Here is a 25,962-nt window from a genome sequence, read left to right as displayed (position 1 = left end):
TCCGGTCGCGGTGGGGATTGAGCGTGTACACATGCTCGGTGCCGATATCGAGCTGACTGGCGGTTGGGAGCCGGTCGTCTGCCGAACCGGGAGCGAGAACGATCTGGTCCACAGCTCGACCGAGCCACAGGGTATTAGCGGCCGCGCGCAGCACACCGATACCGTCGCCGTGCCCGATCGCGGTGGATAGTCGTACCATTCGCGACCAACTCTCGTCGCTGCTGTCGAGGGCCAATTCGCGGGTTGCGTCGTAGGTCATGAGTTCTCTCGCCACGATCTCCCCGGCTACGTCTCGGGCTTCGATGACGTTGTCCATCGGCATGGTGTCCGGCCGTGCGGTGTGCGTAGGTGCACCGCTCCCACCCGGTAGGCCGACAGTGAACATGATCGCTACGCGGGCGTCGGGCGGCGCATGCTGCTGCGCTTCCTCGTACTGCCGGCAGGCGATATCCGACCAATTCGACGGACCGGTGACGAGCGTGTCGGTTCCGGTGACGTTGAACGCCATGAAGGATGCGCTGTCGGCTTCGCCGATCGAGATGACAGCTCTGCCGGTGCCGCCTTCGGCGATGGGATCGTAGGAGATCAGCAGCACCGGTGCCGGGCCGGAGCCGGGGCTGCGGAGCCCGAAGGCGCGGTGTCTGACCTCTGCCAGTCGCTCGCGCAGCGCGGCGAGCTCATGCCGGATTTCGGGGGCGAGCCCGGGGGATTCGAGATCGCGTGCGAGCGATAGCCTATTCGCCAGATCCCGCGCCCGGTATTCGATGCCGGCGGCGGCTCCGATGATGTGGGGATACTGTCTCAGCACCGCCAACTGCATCTGCGACACCGAAAAACCCGTGGCTCCCGCCAGCAGGGAACCGATCGTTGTGTGCCCGCCGGTCCATATTCCGAGTTTTCTCCACCATCGCATGTTCCTCGAGACGCTGTCGAAGGTGTCCTCGAACAGATCCCGAGAACCGCTGTGGCCTAGCAATGACGAGATGCCGGCCTCCGGTCGCCACAGGCTGTGCAGCAAGTCCGCTGCGGTTGCGGCGAGGGCACGCTCGTCGTCGGTGATATCCCAGTCCCACGGCAGGACGGGGTCCAGCCGGTGCTCCCGAGTCGCGTATTCGATCCCCGGACGCTGGCTACCCAGTCCCCACAGCGCCCGCACTGCCCAATGAAATGTCCGGTGTAGGTGCGGCTCCGATCCGATGCTGAAAAAGTCCGATAACGTGTCGTGAATGCGCCGCGCCCGGACCTCGGGCGATCGGCGGGAGTTCGCGGCAATGATGTCTTCGTAGAGCCTGTGTATGTCGTCGGCGGCTTCTTGGAGCGAGTAGATTGCAATGTTATCCGTGAAGCGCGTGGTGGCCTCGCTCAGCAGGTCGTCGACCTGACGCAGGTAGTCCAGCCCCAAGGCGGAGTTGTTGGTGGGGAGCAGGTAGAACGCCGCATCGAGCAGATGCGGCAGAGCAGTCGCGGCCGTCGCGGCGAACAGCCGGTCGGAGCCGGTTCGCGCCCGATCGAGCGCAAGGGCGTGGATGGGCAGCGACTGGAAGATCGTCGCGTACCTCGGCGAGAAGTCCTCGCCGGATCGCAACCGTAGCAGCGTGTCCATGACATCGGCCCACCGCGCGACCATCTGAGCCATCGTCGGGATGCGCACATCGTCCAGCACGACGGACCGCGCAAGCCGCACACGTTCCGCATCGAGGGCGCCATCCGGCGGGAATGCATCCTGCTCGAGCCAGATTCGGTGCTGCCCGGCTTCTTCGATATGGCGTGCTATCTCCTGGACATGCGCGGGGACCGTGTGGTGCATGGCACCCACCGACCAGCGGTGGCCTGCGGCCGTACGGGCCACAGCGAACGCGGCGTCGAGCACGGCGGTCATGCCGGCGTGCAGATCGGTGACGGTGTTTCGGTTCGCCCGCAGCCAGGACGCGAGAGCGGACAAATCCCGGTAGGTGGTCGGCGTGTCGGAAGGAACGCTGTCGCCGAAACGGCTGGCCGATTCCGCCACGATCGCGCCCAGTAAGCGGGCCGGATTCGTCACGCGGTCGGTCACCGATGGCGGTTTGCCGCGATGAATGGCCGACAGCTGTCCGGTGACTCGGTGGGTGAAGCCGATCAACAGGTGGTGGAGGGAGTCATCGGAGAGGCGTGCGGCCCAGTTCCACAGGTTGTCGAATGTGGCCTCGACCCGAAAGGTCGACAGCGCAGCGTTGGCGATGCGCTCGGCTTCGCTTCGCCCACCGCCGAACGCGCCGCCATGCGGGTCCTCCGCATTCGCGGCATGGGCCACCACGCCGTCGGGCAAACCCCGCGGCACGCCGCCGAGGTGATGCGCCACTGCCTGCGGCGGATCGAAGCCGATGCCATCGAGGCCACGGACGCGATGGGGCGGAAGATCAAGCACCAGAGCCGGATCGGAGAGCGAATCGGTGCCGGTACGAATCGCTTGCGCCCGCCGGGCAGCCGGCGGGGCGTACACCTCTCGCAAATCGAGCGGGCGCGCGGGAAGGCTACCGGACGCAGCAGTGCTATCACTCAGGCCCTGCGGACGTTGTGCGGCAACATCGCCGCGACTGTCGTCACCCTCGTCGACCGGGGGCGCTGGGGTATAAGCGGTGGCCGCGAAGGCTCCGTCGCCTCGGCGGTTCGGGTCGGCGGCATGCGCCACCGCACCGGGCGGCGCGCCGCGCGGCACCCCCCGGAAGGGATCCGCGACTGTGGCCGGCGGACCCAAGCCCAGCCCATCCAGACCGCGGGCGCGCTGCGGTGGAAGGTCCAGCGCCGGGCTGTCGTCCACGTAGTCCGGTACCGAGTCCCATCGGCCGCGTGTCCAGTGCATCCACCGCGGGAATGGCAGCGGGTCGGATTCGGCGCGCTGAATCTCCCGGAGGTGCCGGTCGTCGCGCCGGGCGCTGTAGAACGCATCCCGCTCGGCGCGGAAGTGGCTCGCGATGACGGGCAGCGCGTCCATGCCCATCATGTGGGAGACGCCGCGGAAGAGATACAGCTTCGATGTCGGGATGAGTCTGGCGTTGTCGCGGCTGTGGTCGACAGGCGAGAATTGGTCGGCGGCGCCGTGCACGAGGTCGACCGGGACGCGGTAGTTGTCGAACCGGATTCCCCAGTTCCCGGTCAGCTGGATGGCGTCGTCGGCCCATGCTCGCGGATAGTTGCGCAGAGCGCGCTGATACCCCCGGGACAGCTGTTTGCGGTGTGTGCCCACCCACATGTGGTCGACCACGGTGAAGGCATCCTGGTTGTAGCGGAGCAACCATTCCCCATCCTGAGCGATGTGCTCCGCCATTTCGGTGAGCGTCGCGGCCATGGCTTCGACGTCGGGCCTGGCGTAGATCCGCTGGTTCGCCTCGGCCATGCCTGCCATCCACTCACCCATATCGTCGAGTCGCGGGGCGGTACCCACGAGGGAGACGACCCGGTCGACATGGTCGGGGTCCAGCGCGCCGACCGCGATCGCCACCGATCCACCGCCGGATCGCCCGAGTACGGAGTAGTGGTCGAATGCGAAGAGCTCGGTCGCGATGTGAATGATGTCGCGGGCACAATCGGCTACGGTGCGTCCCGGCAGCGGATCCGAGTCGCCATAACCGGGTCTTTCCACAACAACGACCGCGAATCCACGGTTGTAGAGCGCCCAGTGATCCGGCAGCGGGCCGTCGACTCCGACCGGTGTGCCGGGCGAAAGCAGGACCGGGTAGCCGTAAGGGTTGCCCAGCAGGCGGAAGTGTACGGTTCTGCCGTCCGGCATGCGTGCGGCATAGAGTTTCGAAACGAGGCCCAGGTCGGCGGTTTCCTCGGGCTCGGGGACCGCGTGGACGGCGCCGTCCGGCAGTGCCGCCTGGTGGCCGAACCGACTGCCTCGGTCGCGGCGCATCTCGATCGAATCATCCTGCCGATCCGACTGCCGGGAGGCGTTTACCGGAGCCGCGCCCGCGTTGTCGGCCGGTTCGAGTGGTTGTCTGGGCGCGGTCATCGAGGGAAAAGCGCGATCCCGCGGACCGGCCGGTTCCTCATCGAGGGGAATGGGTCGCCCGCCTGCGGCAGCTTGCTCGGTCCATTCGAAAGCGGTGACGAGAACCTCGATTTCATCGGATTCCGCATTGCCGCCGGTAGCAGCGGCGAGTTCTGCCACGCGGTCGATCGCCCGTCGTATATGGGCCAGCTGATCGCGCGCTTCGTCCGGCGCCAGGTTCGCCCGGGCGAAGGGATAGCCGAGCAGTATGCTCATGGCGTAACGGAAGGTCTGCTGGTATGCGCGTTCCGGCTCGAACACCGAGTCCAGCGCCAGCTGGTGATCCGAGTCGGCGACCACCGGCACGTCGGCGATCAGCGTTCCGGAACTTCTCAGACGCACCAGTTCAGCCGCGATCTGGTCGTGGGCCCGATTCACCCTGTCCGCGCTGACCGGTTTGCCTTCGCGAAAGCGTCGCACGGTCATCAGGTTCAATTCCGTAAGTCGCGTCGTGAGGCTGCTGATCCGCTGGGCTACCTCCGGATTCGGTTCGAGTGTTTCCGTATGTGGCTGTTCGGCCGCGGCCGATGGTGACTGCTGCGGCTCCGAAACATCGTGCGGCGCCCGCTCGTCATACGCGGCGGAGGCATCGTCTCCCGGCGCGATGGTCGGACTCGGTTCGTCTGGGTCGTCCAGTTCGCGGCCACCCAGGCTGCTTGCTCCCGGGAGTGTGGCAGCGGAGTCACGGCAGGCCGCACAGTTGTCCGGAACCTCTTCGACGTCGGCTCCTCCCTTTCGGCCGAGTCTCCTTCGTGCCCGCATGCCGAGTTGCTCGAGGGTCGATCGGGATGAATCCAGCAGGTGATGGGAAAGTTCGTGGAGCAATACCCGGCCGGCTGCCGCACCCTGACGGCGCAGATACGGACGGACGACATCATTCAAATACTGCACCTCGAGCGGCTTGGAGGCGATCTTGTCGAATATGGCGACCGTCAGGTAGCGCGTGAGCAGGAACTCGGGGGACTGCGGTTCCAGTTCTCGGCAGCCGGGATAGTGCACGGTCCACAGCGCGTCGTGACTGAACATCAGCCACAGTGCGTACTCTTCCGGAGTGAGAACGGGGTCGCGTCCCGCGACCATCAGCTCGTAGTCTTCGGAATAGCGCCCCGCCACCATGAGATTGTGACCCTCGGCGCGTAGCAGGCGTCCCCCGACGTAGGCCATTTCTCCCTGGCGAATCTGCTTGGTCTGGGGGATCTCATCCCCCGACACGCCCCGCCAGAACCTCTCGAACGCCGTCATCTCGACCAGATCGGCACGATTCGACTCGCGAACCGGCGCGTCGGCCCGCAGTGTCCGTTTCTTCTCGGCCTCGGTTTCCCCACGGCCCGGGATGACCCGTCGTTGCCGGAGCGTCGCGGGTCCAGGAGTCGCATGGGGCGCCCCCAGGCGCCTTTCGGCTCCGAGTGTCAGCCGTACGGCCGCGTCGACCCCGGCATAGAGCGGGGTCCGTAGGATTGCCCGCCTCCTCATCCAAGCTTTTCGCTCACTGCTTTCGATCCACTCCCGGCCGGATAACTCACCCTCCCGCGGCATCGGGAATTGCCAGAAGTACCAGAAGATCTCCTTCCACGGGCGCAACCGTTCCATGAGTTCTTCGAGCGATGGATCTGCGGGGACCACATGCGCTGCAGGAACGATCAGGCTGTTGGTCGGGTCGGCGGGCACTATCAAGCCGGCGGGAACCATGCGAATGCCGCCGGGGCGGTAACTCGCGGGTCCATCGCCCTGCGCGGTGTTGCCCAGTTCGACCTCGACCCCCATCCGCCGTGGTCGCCATCCGGGACGTTCCGCGGTTTCGGGCGGAGCCACGGGCTCCGTCCCCACCGGCTCGTCTCGCTCCTTACCGCGGGCGAATCCACCGCCGTCCCCGTGGGGTTCGACCATCCTGCTGAGTCGTTGGTGCCGGGGCACCGGGCCGCCACGGTCCCACGGAGCGCCGCGATCGTCGAAGGGGTCGACGAGGTCAGGAACTCCGCCGATCAGGCCGACGCGCCGCGTAGCGGCAGGATTGCGGATCGCGGCGGCGGTTCCGTGGGCCGATGCGGGTCCCCGCCCCGCGTCCGCTTCACCGTCCTTCGTGGGAGATCGTCGCTGGATGTCGGAATCGGTGACGCCTTCGGTGGCCACCGCCGTTTCCACGTTTTCGGCTGTCGCCTGGCGGTACAGCTGATCCGCGAACTGGGGCCGCGACCGGGGCACCGCGAGGGCTTGTTCGAATGCGTAGGCGTAGCCGATCAGCAGGGGTTCGCTCCATGCCCCGGCCCGGAAGGTCACATTGACATGCTCTCCGGCTGGATGCTCGGAGTCAGGCGGAGTGCGGCCCGCCGGCACGATGATGCACGGATATCCGGCCTTATCGCCCATTATTGTTCCGTAGTTGTAGACGGAGACCAATGCGGTGAGGTTGTGCTCGGCCATCACCGCGTCGATCCGTGTCTTGCTTTCGGCGATGTCCAATTGAAGGTCTGCGAGGTATTTCGCCGTGTCGGGGCTGTCCGGGTCGAGGTCCATCGCCTCTGCGGAAAGGGCACGATCTTGGCCGTACTTCAAGGCGGTTTCGGGGTGGGCGCTGTTGTAGGCGATGATGTCGGCCAGTGTCTTCATGGGGGCGTCGGCCGGCAGCCGCGAAAGGTATGCGTTCAGGTCGCGCTTGAATTCGTAGGAGAACACACTCGACCAGTCGGGGTCGGCGTCTTGGAAGCTGTGCGAGCTGTCCAGGTCGACGGTGATCAGGGTGGCGCCCTGAGCTGACAGCGTATTCAGCGCCGCATCCCACAAGGGTCGCTGTGCGGCATCCTCCGACGGGATTCCCGTCGTCATAACGCCGATCCGGGCCCCGCGAAGAGCTTCCGGGTTCAAGTCCGCTGTGAAATCATGGCCCGCCAAGGGATTGTGCGCGGTCGCAGGGTCTTGCGGATCGACGCCGACGACCGCTGTAAACAACATCGCGGCGCCGCTGACGTCCGGGGTCATCACTCCTGCGGTGTCACGGGTGGTTGCGATGGGCACGACGCCCGCGCGAGAAACAGCACCGACAGTGGGCTTCAGTCCGACTATCGAGTTGTAGTTACACGGTTCCAGAATCGACCCGGTTGTTTGGGTGCCGATGGCGAATGGCACAAACCCGGCTGCGACACCGACGGCGGATCCTGAGCTGGAGCCGCCCGGCACGAGAGCGGCGTCGAATGGATTGATGGTCTGGCCGCCGTAGGAGCTGTATCCGCGAGGCAACGTGCTGCTCAGATAGAACGCGAACTCGGTGAGATTACTGTGGCCGAGGATCACCGCGCCCGCCGCACGCAATTGCGCCACCAGCGTGGCATCCGCGGCAGGGTACGAGTCCGCCAGCGCCACCGAACCCGCGGTGGTCGGCATGCCCGCGATGTCGATGTTGCCTTTGATCAGGACCGGCATCCCCAGCAGCGGGCCGTGCGCGGCGCCGGTACGCCGCAGTTCGTCGGCGCGGGCGGCCTCCTCGAGCGCCCGCGGGTTGATGCCGATCACAGCGTTCAACGCCGAGAGCGCTTCGATCCGGTGCAGACACAACTGGGTCAATTGCACGCTGGTGATCCGGCCACTATCGAGCAGTTCGATCAGCTGCGGGCTCGTCGATGAAACGAGATCCAGCGTTGTCGCCATGCCTGAGACGGCATCGCGATCGCCGATGCTGGTCACCTGTTCGCTGTCCGATGCCATCGGTTCCGTCGTTGCCGGACCGGATTGGTTGCCACGGGCAGGACCGCCGCCGCCCGCATGAGGATCGGCTTCTCGCGGTTGGACGGTCACGTCCGGTGACGCCGGTTGACCGGAATCGTCCGGACCGTGTGCCTGATCGGATGCATCGCCGCCGTTTCGCAGCGTGATTGCGGTGACAATCGTTCCGTCCTGTATGTGGAAGCGGCCCTGATACCCCGTGCCGACTGCCGCCGCGGCCTCGAACGTCCCGGTCGTTTCGTCACCGGCATCGGGGTGGAACGTGACTTCCACCTGGTTGTGCCGCAACTGGTGTCCGGTCAGCTTCGCGTGCATGCCGAGGACGTTTTCCTTGGCGGAGATGTGCATCTGATCCCAGTGCACGGCGGGCAGCGTGAGCATCAGCTCGCGCATGCGAGAGCGTTCTTCCCGCTGTGTCATCCTGAGCAGCAGGTCGCTCCGGAGAGCGACATGCCGCTTCGCGTCCAGACCGATGGCCCGAATTGTTCGTGCCTCGCCGAGGGCGACGCCGGTGAAGTGTCCTGTCTGCACGGTGGCCACGACCAAGTCGCCGGGTAGCCGTGGTTCGCCGTCGGGTCCGGGCGGAATCGCCACTCCGATACGGCCCAGTGCCTCCAACGCACGGTCCATGCAGAGCCGGAGATTCAGTGCGGAACTATGCTCGCTCCCGGCGACTTCGGCCGTGACCACGTCGTCAGGCACTACGTAGCGGAGCGAACCCGTGTCCGTAACGCCCGGCTCGATGGAATCGGCATCAGGCACGGCGGCGGTATGGACGGGCCACTTATCTCGACTGGTGATCCGGGTGCCTGCCTTCCGGCGGCTTACCAGATACCCTTCCGCGGCCAACTGCTGGTACGCGGCCGCCACGGCAGATGGCGACGACGCGCCCAGTTCTGCCGCGAGATCGCTCGCAGGCGGCAGCGTCCGTCCTTCGGCCAACCTCCCCGAAAGGATCGCTTGACGTAACTTGGCGACCACTGTGTTCCGCGACCCGCGGACGCCGCTCGGCGCCGATCGCTCATCGGTCCAAGTCACCGAGAAGACCTCGACCATTTCGGCGGGAGTCAGCCGCTTGCTTTCCGGATCAGCCTCTTCGTCGAGGATCTTGGCCAGCGCTTGCACACCCCGATGGTGCAAGTGTTTGATCGCGTTCTCGCTACGGAATCCGCCGGTTTCGTCGCCGATCTGAGCGAAGGTCAGATGCTGGAGGTACCTGAGCCCGAGAACCATCCGTTGGTCTTCGTTGCGGACCCGGCCGAGGGCAGCCCGCAACTGTTCGAGTTTCGTGTCGTCACCCTCGTCCGCCGCGACGAGCGCGGCTTCGAAGGCCGCCTTCACCTTGGGCAGAGCGCTCTTGTCGAGCGTAGGCCGGGTTCCGGCCGCCACCGTTTCATCCCCATTCTCGGCGGCCTCGAGCGCACGACGCATGGCGTTCTCCGGATGTGGTTGATCCCAGAATCGGTCATCGCCGTTGCCATGGTGGTGGAATTCGAGAAGGTGTTGGTTGAGGTTTCGTTGCTTGTTAACTCCGATCCCGTGTGGGCGGTGTGGGAAGTGGGCGTCGATAGGGTTGGGGTCGACATGGTGGAAGAGTTCTATCCCCGGGGGTAGCGGATTAGGTGGGAGTCCGCCCGGGGTGGTTGACGATTCAGCCCCCTGGCTGGGCGGACGCACCTCCGGCTGTGCCGCCTGCCGAGGCGGCAACTCTGCCGGAGCTTCCTCCCGAGGAGATCCGGGAGCACGGATAACGTCGAATGGCGGAACCATGGTGCCGTCCGGGGCCACTTCGATGCGAATACAAACATGCCCCTCATCGCTGGTGAGCATGATGTCTCGACCGCTCCAGACATCCCCTGTGAAACCTTGTTCGTGCAAATAGTTAGACAGCAACCGGTGTGCGTCTCCGGCCGCCGCACTGCATCCGACCAGCAGCAACTGACTTCCCGGGTGTTGGGCAGAAGCGGTTCGGAAGTAATCACTGGACCAAACAATCCGGCCGAACACGATCCCGTCGACAAGAACTCCTCGATGCTGCCCGGTCTGCCGATCTTCGATCTTGATCAGATAGGCGTCTTCTTCCGCGTGCGCGAACACGACGATGGGCTCGGAATTTGTTTCCGAATCGAAGTACGGCGCTGTCTCGGGCTGCGGGTCATCAGCCCACTGCGATGTCGGAGCTATATCCGGCATTCTTGTTGCCACATCCGACACCGGCCATACGGGTATGAATTCTCGGTTTCCCGGTCTGTTGTCCGTCAGGCCCCACGCTCGTATATCATCGGCAGTTTGCTCGTCCCCTGGGAATCCCGCGCCAGAGATCTTCCCGTCGGACGAAGACACCGGGATGATCCAGATGTCATCGAGCTCGAATTCGATGTAGCCACCATTATCATCCCAACCGTAAAGAGGAGCCTGCGGCGACGAGTCGGCGTCGGCCGCGCCGGTGTCGGATAGCGCGCTCAGATCCCGGGGCGCTTGGGCTCGACCGTCGCCCTCGGCCCTGTCGCCGCTCTCGGAACCACGCGCTCCGCTGCTGTCCTGTGTGCCGTCCGGATCGACAACGGCGCCTTGGTCTTCGGACTCGACTTCGCCTGTGCGCGTGCCGCTCGATGTCTGCGCCGAGATCGCATCTGTCTCGCGCGCCGTGCGTGCGCGACGGTTCCATGGGGTGGTGCGCGCGGTCGTGCGGTGCTGCGGCGTCGGCTCGGCGGGCTGGGTTTGCGCGATCTCCGACACCGCACTGGCGTCGGGCGAGTCGCTAGGTGCAGGTCGGTGATCGCTTCCAGCAGCGGTACCGACAGCCCACGGGGTCGTGGTGGAAGTCGGTGTGTGCGTGGCGCCGGTGCTCTGCGACCGAGTGCCAGTGTCCTGTCGATTGGAAGTGCCGGCGGTCCCCGATGCGTCGCGTGCAGGTTCTGGTTCGCGGTCTCGCGGATTCGGCGCCCTGTCTGCGGTGTTCGCTTGCCCGGCTCGATTCCAAGGGTGCGTTGCGGGAGCTGCAGCGGCCTGAGCGCTGGAATCGAGTGCGGTGGTCGCTGAGCCGCCGTCGTCGGTGCTCGCCTGCTCCGTCTGTACCTCGTCCGAGCCGCGCGTAGTCGCCGCGGTGGGATGACTGCCCCATGGGGTGCTCGAGAGGGATGTCGGTTCCGGTGTGGCGGCGTTGCCGTCCGTCGAACCGTAAGCCGGTACGGCCCCGTGGACGGGCGGCGATGTAGTAGCTGAGCCAGCTTCGGCGGCACCCGGATGGCGATCCGGGCTGTCCGGCGGTCGACCGTCGGACGGCTGTCGCGGGTTGCTCGAGTAATCGGAGGCCATCGACCATGGGATGCCGTTGTCAGCAAGCGCTGCCTGTAATGCCCTGTCCGGAGGCTCTCGATGGAAGACGACGTGGGCGATATCGGCGACCGAGACACCACCGTGAATTTGGGCCTCGATATAGCTGTTGCGGAGAAACCTCTCCCCGCCATAATCGCGGCCGATGCCTTCGAGCCCGAAGTAGGAGAGTTCGCGATGGTTGCTCGGGGTGGCCGCGAAAGACTCGGGCTGCGGGTCGGTGATGCTGCTCGGGATCGCCTTCACGCCCCATGGGTCACCGACGCTCGCTGTTGTCCGGTGTACCACAGTCGATTCGAGTATGACGTCCACGTCGCCGTGGTCTTTGGCGATATCGCCTTCGTGATCCCACGAGCCCTGGGTCGTACGAACGCGGGCATATACCGGCCGTAGTATCGCCGCCAGATCGCGTGCGTATCCGAACAGCTCCTGTTCGATCTCCGCTCTACGTGCCAACTGCGCTCGCCCCAAGAGGCTTTTAGCCGCAGTCTCGAAAATGGTTTTGAATCTACCGCTCTCGAGAATGCGCCCCAGAGTGACGGCCCTGGTGCGAATAACGATTTCCCCGCTGAATGCCTGCGTCAGCTCCTCGGTCATCGACACACGCAGCTGCTCCGGCGTAATTCCCAGCTCCGCCGCCAACGCCGCGGCCCTGCGTTCATTGCCGACGTAACGCTCGACGTAGGCACGCTCCCCGTCATCCGGGATGCGCCGTTCGGCCTCTGCCCGGAGTTCGGGTGCACGCGGGTCATCGGCCTGCTCCGCGTCGAGTATCCGATGGAACAGTTCCACCGCCTCATCGCTCGGCCTGCGGAAATCCGGAGCCTGGCCGGCAGCGGCAGGCGCCTTGCTCGATGTCCGGCCCTGTGTTGCAGGTGTGACTGCTCGGTCGGGCGTGTGCCGTTGATGCGCAGCCTTTTCGCCGGCGTGGTCCGGCTCCAACGGTCGTGGTATCGGCGGATCGTCGCTTCCCGGGTGTGCGGAGCCTTCGGTTCCGTGGGCCGGGGCGGTGGGTGACGGTTCGCCCGCATCGGGCGGGGTAGGTGGTACGGCGTGCCCATAGGGGCGGCCCAGCTGATCGTTCTCGTCGTGATGGAAGACGCGGGGGTCGGGTCCGGCTCGGCGTCCTATGCGCCGGTTTCGGGCGGGGGTATCGAGTACCGCGTGCGGGTCGACGTCGTCGTAGAAATGCGGTTGCTCGCGTGGAGATGGCGTCGCACCGCCCCCGACTTGCCGCCCGGCCGGTGGGTCAGCACTGTCCGGCGCACCCGGGGTGGTCCTGTCGTGCGCGAATTCGCCATTGTCTCGATGCGGTACGCCCGGATCGTAGGGGCGGCCCAGCGGATCGTCGGCGTGGTGCTGGGAGACCGACGCGGTCCCGTCGGTAGTGGTCTCGCCGGTGGCATTCGACTCGCGGGCGCCCGTGGATGAGGGTTCGGGCTGGCGACCGCGTCCACCGACCGCCCATCCTTCCGGGTTCGGGCCGATCGCATGGACCGAGCCCGGGTCGAATCTCTGTCCGCGTGGCGGCGGCACCGCCCCTACGTCCCCGGGAGTTTCCGGTCCGAACCGAGTGGGATGGTCCGCCATTGCTCCCGGATGCCCGGCGCGCATGCTGGACTGCCGAGCCGGATTGGTGGATGGCGCATTACTTTCAGCCGCCGGGGCCTGCTGCCCAGTGGACGTCTCGGCATCGCTTCGCTGTTGTGCCCGCGGGGCGGACTCACCGGTCGAGGCGAATGGGTGCGGTGCGTTGTAGGTGACCCCCGGGCCGCTGTCCGGCCACATGTATCGCACTCGCCCCTCGGCGTCGACGTCGAGGGTGAAGGCGACACCGTCGTACTCGCACCGCACCAACCACTGACGATTCGGCCGATCCGGGTGAACGGTGATCGCGTTGTCCTGGAGGGCTCGCCCGCCCGCGTCGGTGATGATGGCCAGGAACGTGTCCACATTCTCGGCCCAGTCGGCCGGGAACTTGGCCATACCGGGCGCTCTACTATCCGGGCCCCGGCTGGTCAGCACTTTGCGAATGGTGCGGCCGCTCACCCGGATTTTCGCCGGCGGCTGAGCGGCCGGCTGCGGTACCGCAGGATTGCGGACGACTCCGACTCCACTCGCCGGCCACGCCGTGAGGATGCGTCCGTCCATGCCCACCCGGACGACGACTCGCACCTCGTCGACGACTTCCTCGAGCTGCCAGAAGTGCGTATCACCGGTTCTCCCGTCCACGGACTCGCGCAGCACCGGGTTCGCCCAATTTCGGGCGACGGTGAAGGTGACTTCGATGATCTTCTCATCGCCCCAGCTCTCCGGAAACTCGGTCTTGCCCGCCTTGCCGGTGCCGTACCGGTGGCCGCCGCCGGTCGCGTCGCCGTCCAGAATGTGGGTGCGGCGTTCCTCGGTCAGCCGGAACCAGTCGGCGCGCGGACGACGCGGCAGGTTGTAGTCGGCCGGAGGCAACGGCTGGCTCGCGTCGGTGCTCGAACTACCTATGCGGCGCAGCTCCTGCAGCGTCTGCTCGAGTGCCGGGAAGAAGGCCGTCTGCTCGGCGAAGATGATCAGCGCATTTTCCCGCATCTTCCTCGGCAGTTCGTAATCGGGCAGGTTCTGTCGCCAACCGTCGACGGACTTGCGCAGCACCGCGATTCGTCGCGCGGCGTCCTGCGCGGGTTGCCAGTGGTGCAGGCGGCGGGCGGTCTCGGCGAAGGCTCGGTCGGCCTGTTCGAGCAAGTCGAGCGCGAGAGCGGCATCGCGCGTCCACGTCAGATAATGCGTGAGCGCCGTGGTCAGGACAGGCAGATAGGATGCCGCGGCGCGGGCGAAATCCTGCTCCGGTCCGGTTCGCGCGCGACCGAAAGCCGCCGCTTCCGTCGAGAGTGACGCAACGGCGCGGGTCAGCCCGGGATCGAATCCGAGTCCGGTGACCGACATCAAGTGGCTGTCGATGATCGCGGACCAGTCTCTGCCCTGCGAATCGAGGACTTCATCGAAATGCCGGCGGAGTTCGACTATCTGCTGAACCGCCGCATTCGTGAGTCCGACATGTTCGTACTCCGACACAGTTCGCGGCGTGAGCGACGACTCCTCGGACCAAGGCACCGAATCGAAAGACCGCTCGATCTTGGCGATCGACCGGCCGAGATGCTCGGGAAATCGGTGCATGAAATTGAAGCTCGGGTCCGCCGGCGAGAGGTGCGCCGCAGCCGTGCCGGGGCGGTGAAGAGCCAATGTTCCGGCCACCGTGAAGGTGGTGTCGGCCGCCGCGGCCAGTTCTCGGACAGCAGGCAGCTGGGCCGCAAGCCGGCGGCTGACGGCGAACAGCGTCGCGTAGTCGTCGATCGGACCGGAGTGCGTGTCTGCCTGGAGCCGGTGGGCTTGCTCCCACACCAGGACATTGAGCGCTCGTGCGGTCGCCACGACTTCGGGCGCAGGCGGTGGTGCGCCACGATCGGCTGCCTCCAGATGCCCGATGGTTTCGGCGTGCATGCGGGTGAGCAGCGTGCGCACATCGTCGGCGGAAAGCGCCGCGGCCCAGGCATGAAGATCGGCATAGTCGGCGTTGTGGAGATCGGGGGGCTCCGGTGCGGCGCTCGAGGTGCGCAGGGATTCGGCGACGCTTTGGGAGTCGGTCTGCGTCATTCCGAGCGTCGTGGGTGGAACGACCCGCTCCGCATGCGGAAGCAATTCGCGCTCGACAGCTTCGCCTGTGCCGTCCTGATGGAGCTCTTTGATCGCGATTGTGGTGGCTGGAAAGCGATCCATCAAAGCGGCATCGATGAGCCCACGTACGGTGCCGAAGTTGACATTGTCCTGTACCGGAGAAACGTAGATGACCATCGCTTCGACAGGTCGCCTCGATTGGAAAACCCGATAGATGATCATGACCTGCGCGGTGAGATCACCGCTTGTGATGGAGATGGGAACGAAGCCGCCGACTTCGGCGGCGAGCGTCGGATGGCTCATCTCCGGCGCTTCGACCGCGTGCAATACCAGCGTCGCGGTCGTCCGGCGCGCTCCGGTTTCATCGATCGCCGTTGTCGGGGTGGAATCGGTTCCCGGCCCGACCGCCGTAACGAGGCCGCTGATCGTGGACCGTTTCGAAAACTCGGCTGTTGTTGTTCCCTCGCCCAGCATCCGGACGACGATGGATCCCGATACCTCGATCGGATTCGTGTCGGTGGAGGTCCGGGATGCTTCGCCGCCTGCGAGTGCCGGATCCGCTGCCGGCTTGCTCTCCGCAGCAGGATTCCACGGTGTGGTTCGCGAAGCCTCGGTAGTCGCCGCGTCGGGATGACCGCTCCACGGCGCGCTCGAGGTTCGTGCCGTGTTGTCTGCGCCCCGACCCGGTTGTGCCGGTATGCGGCTGTCGGTTATCGGCTGATCGTCCGAACGGTGTGAGGGTTCGACCGGCTTGTCGTGTGTGTCGGGAGGTGGTGTGGTCGCGGCGCTTTCCGAGTTCGAGTTGTCGGCGGGTTCCTCGGGTTCGCCCATACCCGAGAGCTGGCCGGTTACGGGATTCTTGTAGTTGACTACGCCCCACTCGAGTCCGTCGGGTCCGAGGATGCCGGTCAACGTGCGATGACGCTTGCGGGCGGGACGCTCGGGGGCGAACGGATCGACGGCTTGGAAGGACACCACCGGGCCGGGGGACGGACTGCCGCCTCCAGGGCGCTTTTGTTGCGCGGGATTGCTCGAGGGGGCGTCGGTGTGCGGCGCCGGAGGGGGAATCAGCACGCCGTTCTCGTCGTAGAGCGCGACCCAGACTTTGCGGACGACCGAATCGTATTTCGCAGCACCCGTGGAGCGGTCGATCGGCTTCATGCGGGCTATCGGGGGGCTGATTTCGATGACCGGGCCGCCGCTGTCCTTGGTGTACACCGCCACGTTGTCGGTATTGAAGTTGGACAGCGTTCGCACGATCGCTGTCGCTTCGGCGGGCATCTGGTCGATGAGGTCGAAAGCTCCGGTCAAAGAGGTGAACTCATGCAGGTTGTCGTCACCCACAGCCCGCGTGAGATCTCCCCGGGAATAGATGAGGGCCGTTCGCACACCGGTGGGGATGGGGACCACCTGGCGTCCGTACCGGTCGTTGACCACCTGAAACGCCAGTCGTGCTTCCTCCGGCTGCATGATCGACTGGAGACGCGCGTCAGGCGGCGTCCCCAGCAGCGCGGCCGGATCGGTGTGTCCGGGGGCCAGCGCCCGGCCGGCGCGTTCGACTTCGGTACGCAGCTCGTCGCGTCGGCGAGCCAGCTCGGTCGCGGTGGCCGGCGAGAGATCCGGTGCGGCCAACTGGTGTTCCAAGGCGAACATGCCCAGTGCCAGCGTGAGCCAACGGTGGGCCAGTGCGTCGCGTCGAGCTATATCGGCGGCCAAGCGCTCATGCTCGGGTGTCCCGGGCTGGAGTTCCCCTAGCTGGATATACGCGGCCAGACGTTCGCGCGGTACGTCGGTTTGTGGTGGGCCTTCCTGAGCAGCGAGGTCGGCTGACAATTCGCTGTCCTGAGCAGCCGCGCTCGCGGGACGATCCGCGATCTCGTAACGCTCGCCGACATCCCTTCCCCCTTTCGCCATGCGCTGCAGGGCATCGGACGTTCCAGAAACATGTGCGGCGAGTGGCTCGCCACTTTCGGTCGCGGTGGGTGGGGAATTCGCGGTACCGGAGTTCTGGAAAGGACTGTCGATCAGCACGGCTGTGACGTTGTCGTGCTCCTGCGCATCGATGGCGTGCTGCACGAACGCTCTCGCCGCACCGAGCAGGTTGCCCGACGATTCCGCCAGCTTCTGGCGGAGCGTGTCGGCGATCCTCTGCTCGGGAGTGTCCGCGCTCGACTCGTTTTCGTAGTAGATGTTCACGGCGCCGTCCGAGAACAGTGCTACGAATCCGTGCTCGGTGACGTCATGGACGAGGGGATTCAGCTCGCCCGATTCGCTGTCCTTACCGAGGTAGCCCCGCACGCTCGACGCCAGCCAGGAGTGTCTGAGCTCGTCGACACTCATACCGAGACTCTCGGCCAATTCGATCATGGCCGGGTCGACCTCGGTCAACGGGATCGCGGGGCCGCCGTCGCGAGGAATCCAGAACGCGGGTGAATCACCGCGGGACAGTGTGATGAGCTTTGCGGGAGTGGCGATGGTGAGCATCAGCGTGGTGGCCGGCGGTAGTTCGGAATCAGCGTATTTCGTCGATATCAGCTCGTGAACGGCACGCTCGGCAGCCTCGAACGCTCTCTTCGCGGTTGCCTCGGGATCCGGCCTTTCACCGCGTGTGACCCGGGCTGCCTCCGTATGCAGCACTGCCGTGGCAGCTTGGGTGGCCGCCTCCGAGGCCTCTTCGCTGTGTCCTTGAGCGGACACACCGTCGGCAACCGCCGCCGCGGTCCACTGCTCGTCGCCGACTCGGGCTGTCGTGAGCCCGAAGGAATCCTCGTTCCCGTCGTGCCGCTCACCGACCTGGCCGCCCCGGTCGGTCACACCGGCTGCCGAGATCAGATCGACCTCGTGATGGTCGCGCCACGCGGGCGAGCCCGCAGGCAGCCAGGGATGATCGGGATCCACGTCGGCCGCGGCCAGTGTGGTGAGTGCCTGCTGCCGGAATGCGGCGAAATCTCCGTCGGCTTCCCGAGTAGATCGAAGCGCGACGAAGATGGCTTGCGAGCGCACCTCGCCGAAGCTCAGCGGATAAACCGGTTCCGCACCGAGGCTCACGCCGGGCAGCACCTGAAAAGTCATCGCCGGTACGGACCACAGGAACGAGTCAGGATGGGCTTGCTGATAATCACGCAGCCAGTTGAGGACCCGGACGGCGTCCGCCAGGGTGTTCACGTTGGTGACGATGCCGTCATTCCTGGGTACAACCGGTCCGGCGATCTTCGCGCTGCGGACACCGGGGAACCGATCCGGTTGGTCGATGACCTCCCGCACGAAGTCGCGCATCAGACCGGGCGCGGTGTCCGGAGCCGGATGAATATAGACGCGGAAGCCGCGCATCCGCGGTTCGCTGGGGCGGGAGAATCTCAGAAAGGGAAGTGCGGCAGGATCCCCGGTCACGGCAGCCAGGTCGCCGAGGCGCACCTCGAGCTCGCCGGCAGAAGTTTGCGAGTAGGCGACCCTGTTCTCCGGAGAGCGATGTTCGAGGATTTCCACCAGCTCGCGGAGATAGGAGACGGGATCAAAGGTGGAAACACCTTCCCCGTAGCCGATCTGTATGGAGTAGATCTGGAACGGCGTACCGATCTCCGCTCGCCTCTCCCAAGCTTTGCGCAGCAGGATTTCCAAACTCTCGCGGGAACGGTCGGGTGCGCTCGTCCCATTTCGCTGGAAGGAGAGTTCGCGCAACGCCACGATGTCGTCGAACGAGGCGTTCGGAAACATCTGCCGGAGTGCATCGAGTAGCTGCGGTGTGTCGAGAGCTGCTTCGCTTCCTGCCTGCGGCGCCACGACGGGTCCTGGTGCCGGTAGTTCGGATGACCTCCCCGGCTGTGCGGTAGCCGGCCCGGCGGGCGCACCGTCAGGCGTGCTCGGGTACAGGGCATGCGTCAGCGAGCGAACACGCTCGTCGGCATTGCGGAAGCGGTCGACCGCTGCCCTGACCAGGTCCTCTCGGCCCCGCACGTAGACGTTCCTGACGTTCGTCGCGTCGGCGTCGTTCGCGTTCTCGAAAGCCACCCACTCCGTCGCGGCGTGGAAGTGGAAGACCAGGTTCCGCACGCGGTCATCGGCGATCTCCGCCTCCGGGTCGTCCGCTGTCCTCAGCAGTTCATCGACCCGGTGGAACATGCCGCGGAGTTTCTGATATCTCGCTATCTGCGCCGGTGTCGCCATACGCGGATCCACCCTCGCGGCATCGCTTGCCGCCTGGAGGTGAGCATGCAACGTCCGCAGCAGACCGATATCGACAGTCTCCAGCAGACCCCGGTCTCCGGCGCTCGCCGGTGCGCTGGTCGGGGCCGCGTCCAACTTCGCCGCGAGCTGATCGACCCGGCTGTCGGCTTCGGCGAACCGCTGCCTGGCTTCGGCGACCCGCTGGTTGCGGTCGCGAAGGTCGAAAACCTGTTGAACTCCGCCTGTGGGAGGGCGGTTCGCGGTGGTGAGATTGTCCGCGTCCGTCAATGCCGCCAGCCGCTCCATCACCGCGTGGTAGAGCTGTACCAGTGTCTGGAACCGCGTCGGCGGGACCTGCACGTTCGGTTGACTCATCGCGGCGCGCAGCTCGTAGAGCCCGGCAAGCATCTGGTCGATCCGCTCGACCGGTTCCACCTCCGTGGGCACGCCCACCGCCGCGGCTTCGCGTTCCGCCTGGACCCCCTCGATCACCAACCCCAGTTGGCCGGTATCGACGGCGGCGCGCAGTCGGGCGATGGCATCGAGGCCGCCCTCCGACGTGCCTCGACCAACGCCTGGTACGTCACCGGGTGGCGTGTGGAAGGTCAGCTGCCCCTCTATCGGCGCACCTTTGGTGAATGGCGTCGCCGGTACCGGGGCGCCGTCGCTGCGGGCCGCGCGCCCGGGTGGAGTGTCCAGAGCATCGTCCGGAGTACCGCGATACTCCAGCGGCGCCGATTCCGCATCGGTGACCGCCGGCGGTGATGCAGGGCTCTGCTTGCCGGTCTGTCCGTCGGGCGGTTCGTCCACGCCGGAGAACTGGCCGGTCACCGGGTTGCGGTAGTTGAATACACCGGGGTCCAGCCCGTCGTCGACCATCCCTCTGCTGAGGCGGCGATGCGGCTTACGAGGGTGTTCGGTCGCGAACGGATCACTGGGCCGGAAGGACACCACTGGGCCCGATGGCGGCCCGCCGCCACCGGACCGCTTCGGTCGCTCGAGGTGGCTCTTCCCATCGTCAGTCCCGACCCGGGGCCTGCGTCCGATCGGGGAACCGCCGCCGCTTCCTGTCTTCTCGGCATCGGCGACCGGGGGAGCATCCATCAGCGGAAGGTTGCCTGTGCGTAGTGCGAAAGCGGCCATCCCGGCGCGGTGATGAGTGCCGAACTTGTCGTTGATATTGGAGACGTACGTTTTTGCGCTCTGTCGGGTCAGGCCCAGCGCAGCGGCTATCTCGTTGTCATTCGCGCCTTTCGCGACCAGGCCGAGCACTTCTCGTTCCCGAGGCGTCAGCTCGGGCGTGGCGGCGCCATCTGACGCATTCGCTGCGATCGGGGGAATGATGCCGGTGCGGATGACGATCGCCACCGACCCGGCTCGGGTGCCTACTCCTAGCTTTCGGTTGATCCTCGACGCATAGGACTCCACAGTCTGCGGGGTCAGTCCGAGGTCGTCGGCTATCCCGGCGCTGGTTTTGCCTTTCGCGATGAGGGTGAGCACCTCGATCTCGCGTGGAGTGAGCTCAGGAGGCGCGTGGCCGGAATCGCCTCCCGGTGTGGTACGAGGGAGGACGTCCGTGCTGACGGCCACGGCGACCATCCCCGCCCTGGTGGGTGAGCCGAGCTTCTCACCGGCGCGTTCCACCAGAGAATCCACCGCGGCCACGGAGACGCCCAGCTGCGTGGCGATCTCCGGGCTGGATTTGCCCTCCGCGACCAGAGCGAGGGCCTCGGTCTCGCGCGGGGTCAGCATGGGGGAGCGGGCTCGATCCGCGCGCTCGTCGAGCGTTAGCGGCAGAATGCCTTTGCGTATCGCCGCCACTACCGCCGTTACTCGGTCTTCTGCGCTGAGTTTGCGTTCGATGCGGACGAGGTGAGCCCGGACCGTGGTTTCCTTCAACCCGATCAACACGCCGATTTCCCGGAGCGATTTGTCCTCCGCGACCAGCCGGAGTTCGGTGAACTCGAGGTCGGTCAGCGTGCCGGTGCTGTCGAGCGGCTCCATCGGCAGCAAACGGACGAATGCCTTGATCGCGTCGCCCTGCAAGGGTGAGAGTTCCTGGCCCTTCTCGACCGCGGTTACGACGTCGAGGACGCGCCTGCGCACCAGCGGGCTCAACTCGTTGAGAATGATCAGATCGAGTGGCTCCATCCGGCCCAGCGCCTGGCTCACCGGGTGAAGCTCGCCCGCACCCTCGGTTTGCCGGTAGGCGGCGGTGATCCCATCCCTTATTCGAGTGAAGTCGCGAGGAGTGCCGGCGGTTTTGTGGGAAGTGTCCTGCCCCGGCTGGTTCGGGTCGCGTAGCAGGCTGGAGCGGTTGCCCGAATTCTTCGCGTCGGACCGCACGCCCGGCGTCGGCACCGAGATCGGCGTCTCGGCCACGTCTTGCGGCGGTGGCGGAGGTGGGGGCGGCGGCTGTTTCTTGCGGCGTTTGGGTTTGTCCTCCGGCTCGGCACCCATTCGGGCGACCAGGCGCTTTCCTTCCCTCTTCTTCGGTTGTGGGGCGGGTGAGAGGTGTGGCACTCCACCGATAGCGGGAAGGCGGCTGGGGTCCTCGTTGTACTCGAGGGAGTGCGGGTTGAGTTGCGGGGCCCCGGGTTCCTGGGGAGCACCAGGGGTTTCGGGGTTCGGTTCGGTCGCGTACCTGGACGGCATCGCCAGTGAATCGGGCGGTTTGCCGAGCCCGGCATCCAGATTGGTTTCCGGTGCGGCCGAATGGCGATCCGACAGAGGGTTGGCTATGTCTGGAGCGCGCGGCGAGGTGGGACCCGGGGTGTTCTCGGGGTTGTCCGGATTCTCGAAGGCGCGGCCCAGGCTTACGGAATCGTTGGGCAGGGGAGTCAGAGCGGGGGTCCGCGGAATAACCGGGATGGCGTCGGCAGGTGGTTCGTCCTCCAGCGGGTAGGAGACGCCGGGGATGACGACGTAATCTCCGGACGGCTTTTTCTGGACGCTGTGTTCCCGGGGGTCTTGCTGGACGCTGTGTTCCCGGGGGTCTTTCTGGACGTTGTGCTCCCGAGGGTCGTCCACGACGGTTCCCGGTGGGGTTGGGAACTCTTCCGGATCGGCGTCGGGTTCGTCGTCTGTGCCGGGTCGGCCGGTTGCGTCGATTGGAGCCGCTGGTGCCGGGGCGGCATGGGGGCTGGCCGAAGCCGATGTCGTCGGCCCATTCGGGTAGGCGGCATGGCCGTGGGCATCAGGTGTCCGACCCGCCAGTGGCCCGGTGCTTTGTGAGCCCGTGGGCGGTGGGGGGCCCAGGGGCGGTTTCGGGCCGCCGGTGTGCGAAGTGCCGCTTGTCGCTGCCGGTGCGGCCGCTGCCGGGGTCGCGGCGGTCGGTGGGATGACGGGGTTTCGCGAGTCGGGCGCGGCGGAGGCGTGTCCCGCGGGTGCGGCGCCGGTCTGCGGTATCGCCGCACTGGCCTGTGCGCCGGGATCGGGCGTATCGGTCCCGGCGGACACTGCGGGCGGGGCATCCGGAGCCGACTGCGCGTGCCCCGCGACGACGTTGTCCGTTCCGATATGGGCAGCGGGCGTCGGTGTGGCGTCCGGTGCTGTCACCGATAGCGCCGTCGGATCCGCGGTCGCCAATGGGGAGGTCTGCGCCAGTTCGGCTTCCAGCTGAGCGATTTCCGCGTCGAAATCGACTTTGTGAAGAGGTTGTCCCTGTTGGGTGGTGGCCCCTTGGTCGAGCGTTTCACCGGCCGGTGGAGGTCCCGTCGTCGTGTCCTGGGATGCAGGCTGTTCCGGCGCGAGCAAGTACATCTCCCCAGCAGGTCCGTGCTCGATCACGACGGGGGAGTATGAACTGCTGCCGTCGTCGAAAAGGACCTCGGTGCCCATCGCGGGGCTGTCCGGATGGGTAACCGTCCCCTCGGTGATCACATTGATTCCCTGCTGGTCCGGACGCACCTGAGGATCGCTGATCCGGAATTGGCGGGTCGGCATCGGCGTGGCCGAACCGCCTTCGGGATGTGTGGTCACGGCGACCCCGCCCCTTGTGGGCTCGGTCATCTGCCACCCGGACCATCCGGTGCCACCACCTCGTGACGAGGAGGGCGCTGACCCCCCTGAGGGATGGTCTGGGCCGATCCCGGGTGTCGTTCCACCGCTGCCGTCCGACAGCTGACCAGGGCCATCGCCTCCCAGAATTCGGGCGAGGGCGTCGTCGACCATATCGCGGAGGATCTGATCGCCCTCCGCCATCATCTCCGGGGTCAGGTCGTCCGGCCGGTCCGTGGAACCATCGCCCGACTCGGGCCCGGGCCGCCTCGCTTGCGGCGCGTCCACCTCACTGGTGGTGGATATGGGTTCCGGAGTCGCCGTCTGAGTCCGGGGCGGCTGACCGTCCCCGGGAGCGGAAATCCTGGCCGGTGGCGCGGCGTCGGGCGGTGGACCCGAATCCGCGGACGCCATCGGTTCGGGTACACCGGAATATGCCCCGGCGCGCGCGGCCCGCACCGAAGCCCCGACCGACCCGACCAGTCCGGAGCCGAACCCGGTCCACACCATGGTGGCCAGGTCTTTGCCCCGCATTTGGCCGCCTGTCAGACCCCACGCGGTCAGCCCGCCCGCCAGGCCGCCGGCCATACCGCCCACGCCGCCGGCGGCCACGGTGCCGAGCACCCGCCCACCCGCCCGGATCGCCACGGGTGCGACGCGCCGCCCGACCTCGACACCGACGAGACCACCGACGGCACCGGCGGCCGCTCCGATCCGGACCTGCTGCCAATCCACCTTCTCCCGGTGGCCTTGGGCGATCTGCACACGCTGCGCGACATACGGGACACCGCCGCCGATCGCGGTCCCGAAGAACACGCCCTTCGTGGCCAGCATCAGCCGGGGGTGCTCCGCGACGAACCGCGCCGCCTTGGCCAGCATGGACAGCACCAAGTCGCGCTTGGCCAGTTCCATCCCCGCCCTGGCCTCGGCCCGGTCGGCGACGGCCTTCACGATGCTGCCGGGCGGTGGCATCGCCATGTCGATGATCACCTGGGCCAGCAGCGCTCCCGCGATGCCGATGATGACGTACTGCTGGTACTCGATGGCCGTCGCGTTGTCGTACAACTGCCGGGCCACGGCGTTGTTGAAATCGATCTGCGCCTGGATCTGGTCGATGATCTTGCGGTACTGCTCCCGCATCGCCGTACCGGTCTCGCCCTCGACCGCCTTGCCCAACTGCTCCAACGCCGCTTCGAGCCGATGCAGTACCGGCAGGAGCGCGTTCGCGGCGTCCGACCACGCGTCGGCGGTGCGCCGCATCGCCTCCGGATCTCCCTCCGGAAAGTGCCCCAGCACCAGGGTGGTCAGCCAGTCGGGGAAATAGTCCGGAATGGCCACCATCAGGCGCTCGACCGCCCGCGCGCATGCTCGACGACCAGGCGGTGCAGCACTTTCGCGGGCCCGCAGGCTCCTTCACCGCGCAATTCGACTTCGGTGAAGGCTTCTGCGATTGCCGCTCGAGGGTCGAAACGGTCGCCTCGGAAGCAGGCGCGGATCAGCTGGGCGCGCCACTTCCGGAAGCCGCGGACGATCGCGGCCAGCGTGTCCCCGCGGTCCCACGGCCCGCTGACGCGCTGGTACTCCATCAGCAGCGATCGGTGCGCCGACCGCCGGACACGAGGAGCGGATCCCGCTTCGAGTATCCGGCCGAGGTCGCGCACGATCGTCGAATACATCGGCCGCTCCGCCGATCCGGCTACCCGCTCCCCCGCTCGAACCGCGGTCTCGACCTTTTCGGCCAGCAGCGCCGGATTCGCCAGCGTCACCCGGTCGAGCAGGATCCATCCGCCGGTGATCTGCTCGTTTCCCTCGTCGCCCGCGCGATCCAACTCCACGCGAGACACCGCGCCGTCGCGCAGATCGGTGATCTCGATCCCGGCCAGCTCGATGAAGGGATATTTGCCGAGGATGCCGTCGATGGCCGCCGCGATCTGGTCGACGGTCGGCCGCCGCACGCCGGAGGTGTCGAATCCCGTGATCCGGAGACCGTGGCGGAGGGCGAGTTCCCGTGCGGCGGCCACCGCGCTGGGGTCGGTGCGTACCCGGGAGCGCTTCGCCTCCGTCGGCACCGACTTCTTGCGCGGTTTCGCGTCCTTGCCCGGTTTCCCCGATGTCGCCCCGACGGGCTGGGGACCTTTGCGCCGCGGCGGAAAGGCTTGGCCCTGGGACGGACCACCGGCACCGCGCGACCACGGCGTGCCGGGAGCGTTTCGCATCCAGGGTGAATCGGTAGGTGGTCTCGTCCACCGGGTTTCCGGTGTGCGGTGGCCTGCCGAGGGCTGGGCCGCGCCGGATTTGGGTGCCGCCGAAGAGGGTGACTCGGCGGTCGAAGGGGTGGCAGGAGCGGGAGCCGCCGGGGTTCGCGCGGCGGGCGCGGAACCCCGCGCGATCGGCGTCGCTCGGTCCGGAACCGATGGCGTCGGGTTGGAGTTCGGGTGCCCGGTGGCCCCTGGATCGTCGGTCGGCCTGTAGTCGCCAGGATTCGGTCGACCAGGCGCGGCCGGGTTGGACGCGGGTCGGTAGCCGGGCTGCTCGTTCGGCTGCGCGGCCGTCGGGTCATCCGCCGCAGCGGTGGGATTGTTCGCCGCAGCGGTCGGGTCGTGCGCCGAGGTGGGCGAAGCTGTGTTCCGCGCGGGATCGGAATCGGCGGCATTCGGTGTGGAGACGGGTCGATACGGTGCCGGGCTCTGCCATCGCGGGTGGTCGAACGGACCGCTGCCGACCGGATCGGAGCGGAACGGGTCCTGGTTACGCAGTTGGGAGCCGATGTTCTGGTCTTGCTCCTGCAGGACTTCGCCACTGTCCGCGACGCTGCTGCTCATTCCGCGCAGATTGTGGACCAGGTTCTCGAACCCGGTGACTCCCTTCTCGGCCGCGGGCTCGTAGCTGTCGCCGAAGACGCGGCCCGGTTCGTCGTCACCCCAGCACTCGCCCTCCGCGGCGAGCCTTTGCTTCAGGCGCGTGAGTTCCTCATGCGCCGTGTCGGCGATGGCGGCGAGTTCCGGGGTGAGGGCCCGCAGCAGGTCGGTATCCACCCGCAACGCTCGACCCAT

Annotated in this window: 2 protein-coding genes (1 of these 2 running past the window's edge); both read right to left on the bottom strand. The window is 66.7% G+C overall.

Annotation, left to right across the window (positions count from 1 at the left end; genetic code table 11):
- Positions 1 to 24,250, bottom strand: the 5' portion of a protein-coding gene (locus GVY64_RS12710; RefSeq protein WP_159840911.1) for an alpha/beta fold hydrolase. Its footprint begins 1,199 nt before the window's first position; the window shows 24,250 of its 25,449 coding nt (coding positions 1-24,250); the start codon lies at positions 24,248 to 24,250; its stop codon lies beyond the left edge, outside the window.
- Positions 24,250 to 25,962, bottom strand: a complete 1,713-nt coding sequence (locus GVY64_RS12705; RefSeq protein ID WP_159840909.1) for a WXG100 family type VII secretion target — start codon at positions 25,960 to 25,962, stop codon at positions 24,250 to 24,252. The genes GVY64_RS12710 and GVY64_RS12705 overlap by 1 nt, the downstream gene beginning before the upstream one ends.

It is taken from the genome of Nocardia sp. CY41 (assembly GCF_009829325.1).
GTDB lineage: Bacteria > Actinomycetota > Actinomycetes > Mycobacteriales > Mycobacteriaceae > Nocardia.
The sequence above is the reverse complement of the archived record's forward strand: the minus strand, read 5'-3'. Positions and strand labels throughout refer to the sequence as shown.

Bases quoted from the DNA above. Each gene is read 5' to 3' on its own strand.
- GVY64_RS12705 (WP_159840909.1), bottom strand. From the start codon at position 25,962: ATGGGTCGAGCGTTGCGGGTGGATACCGACCTGCTGCGGGCCCTCACC.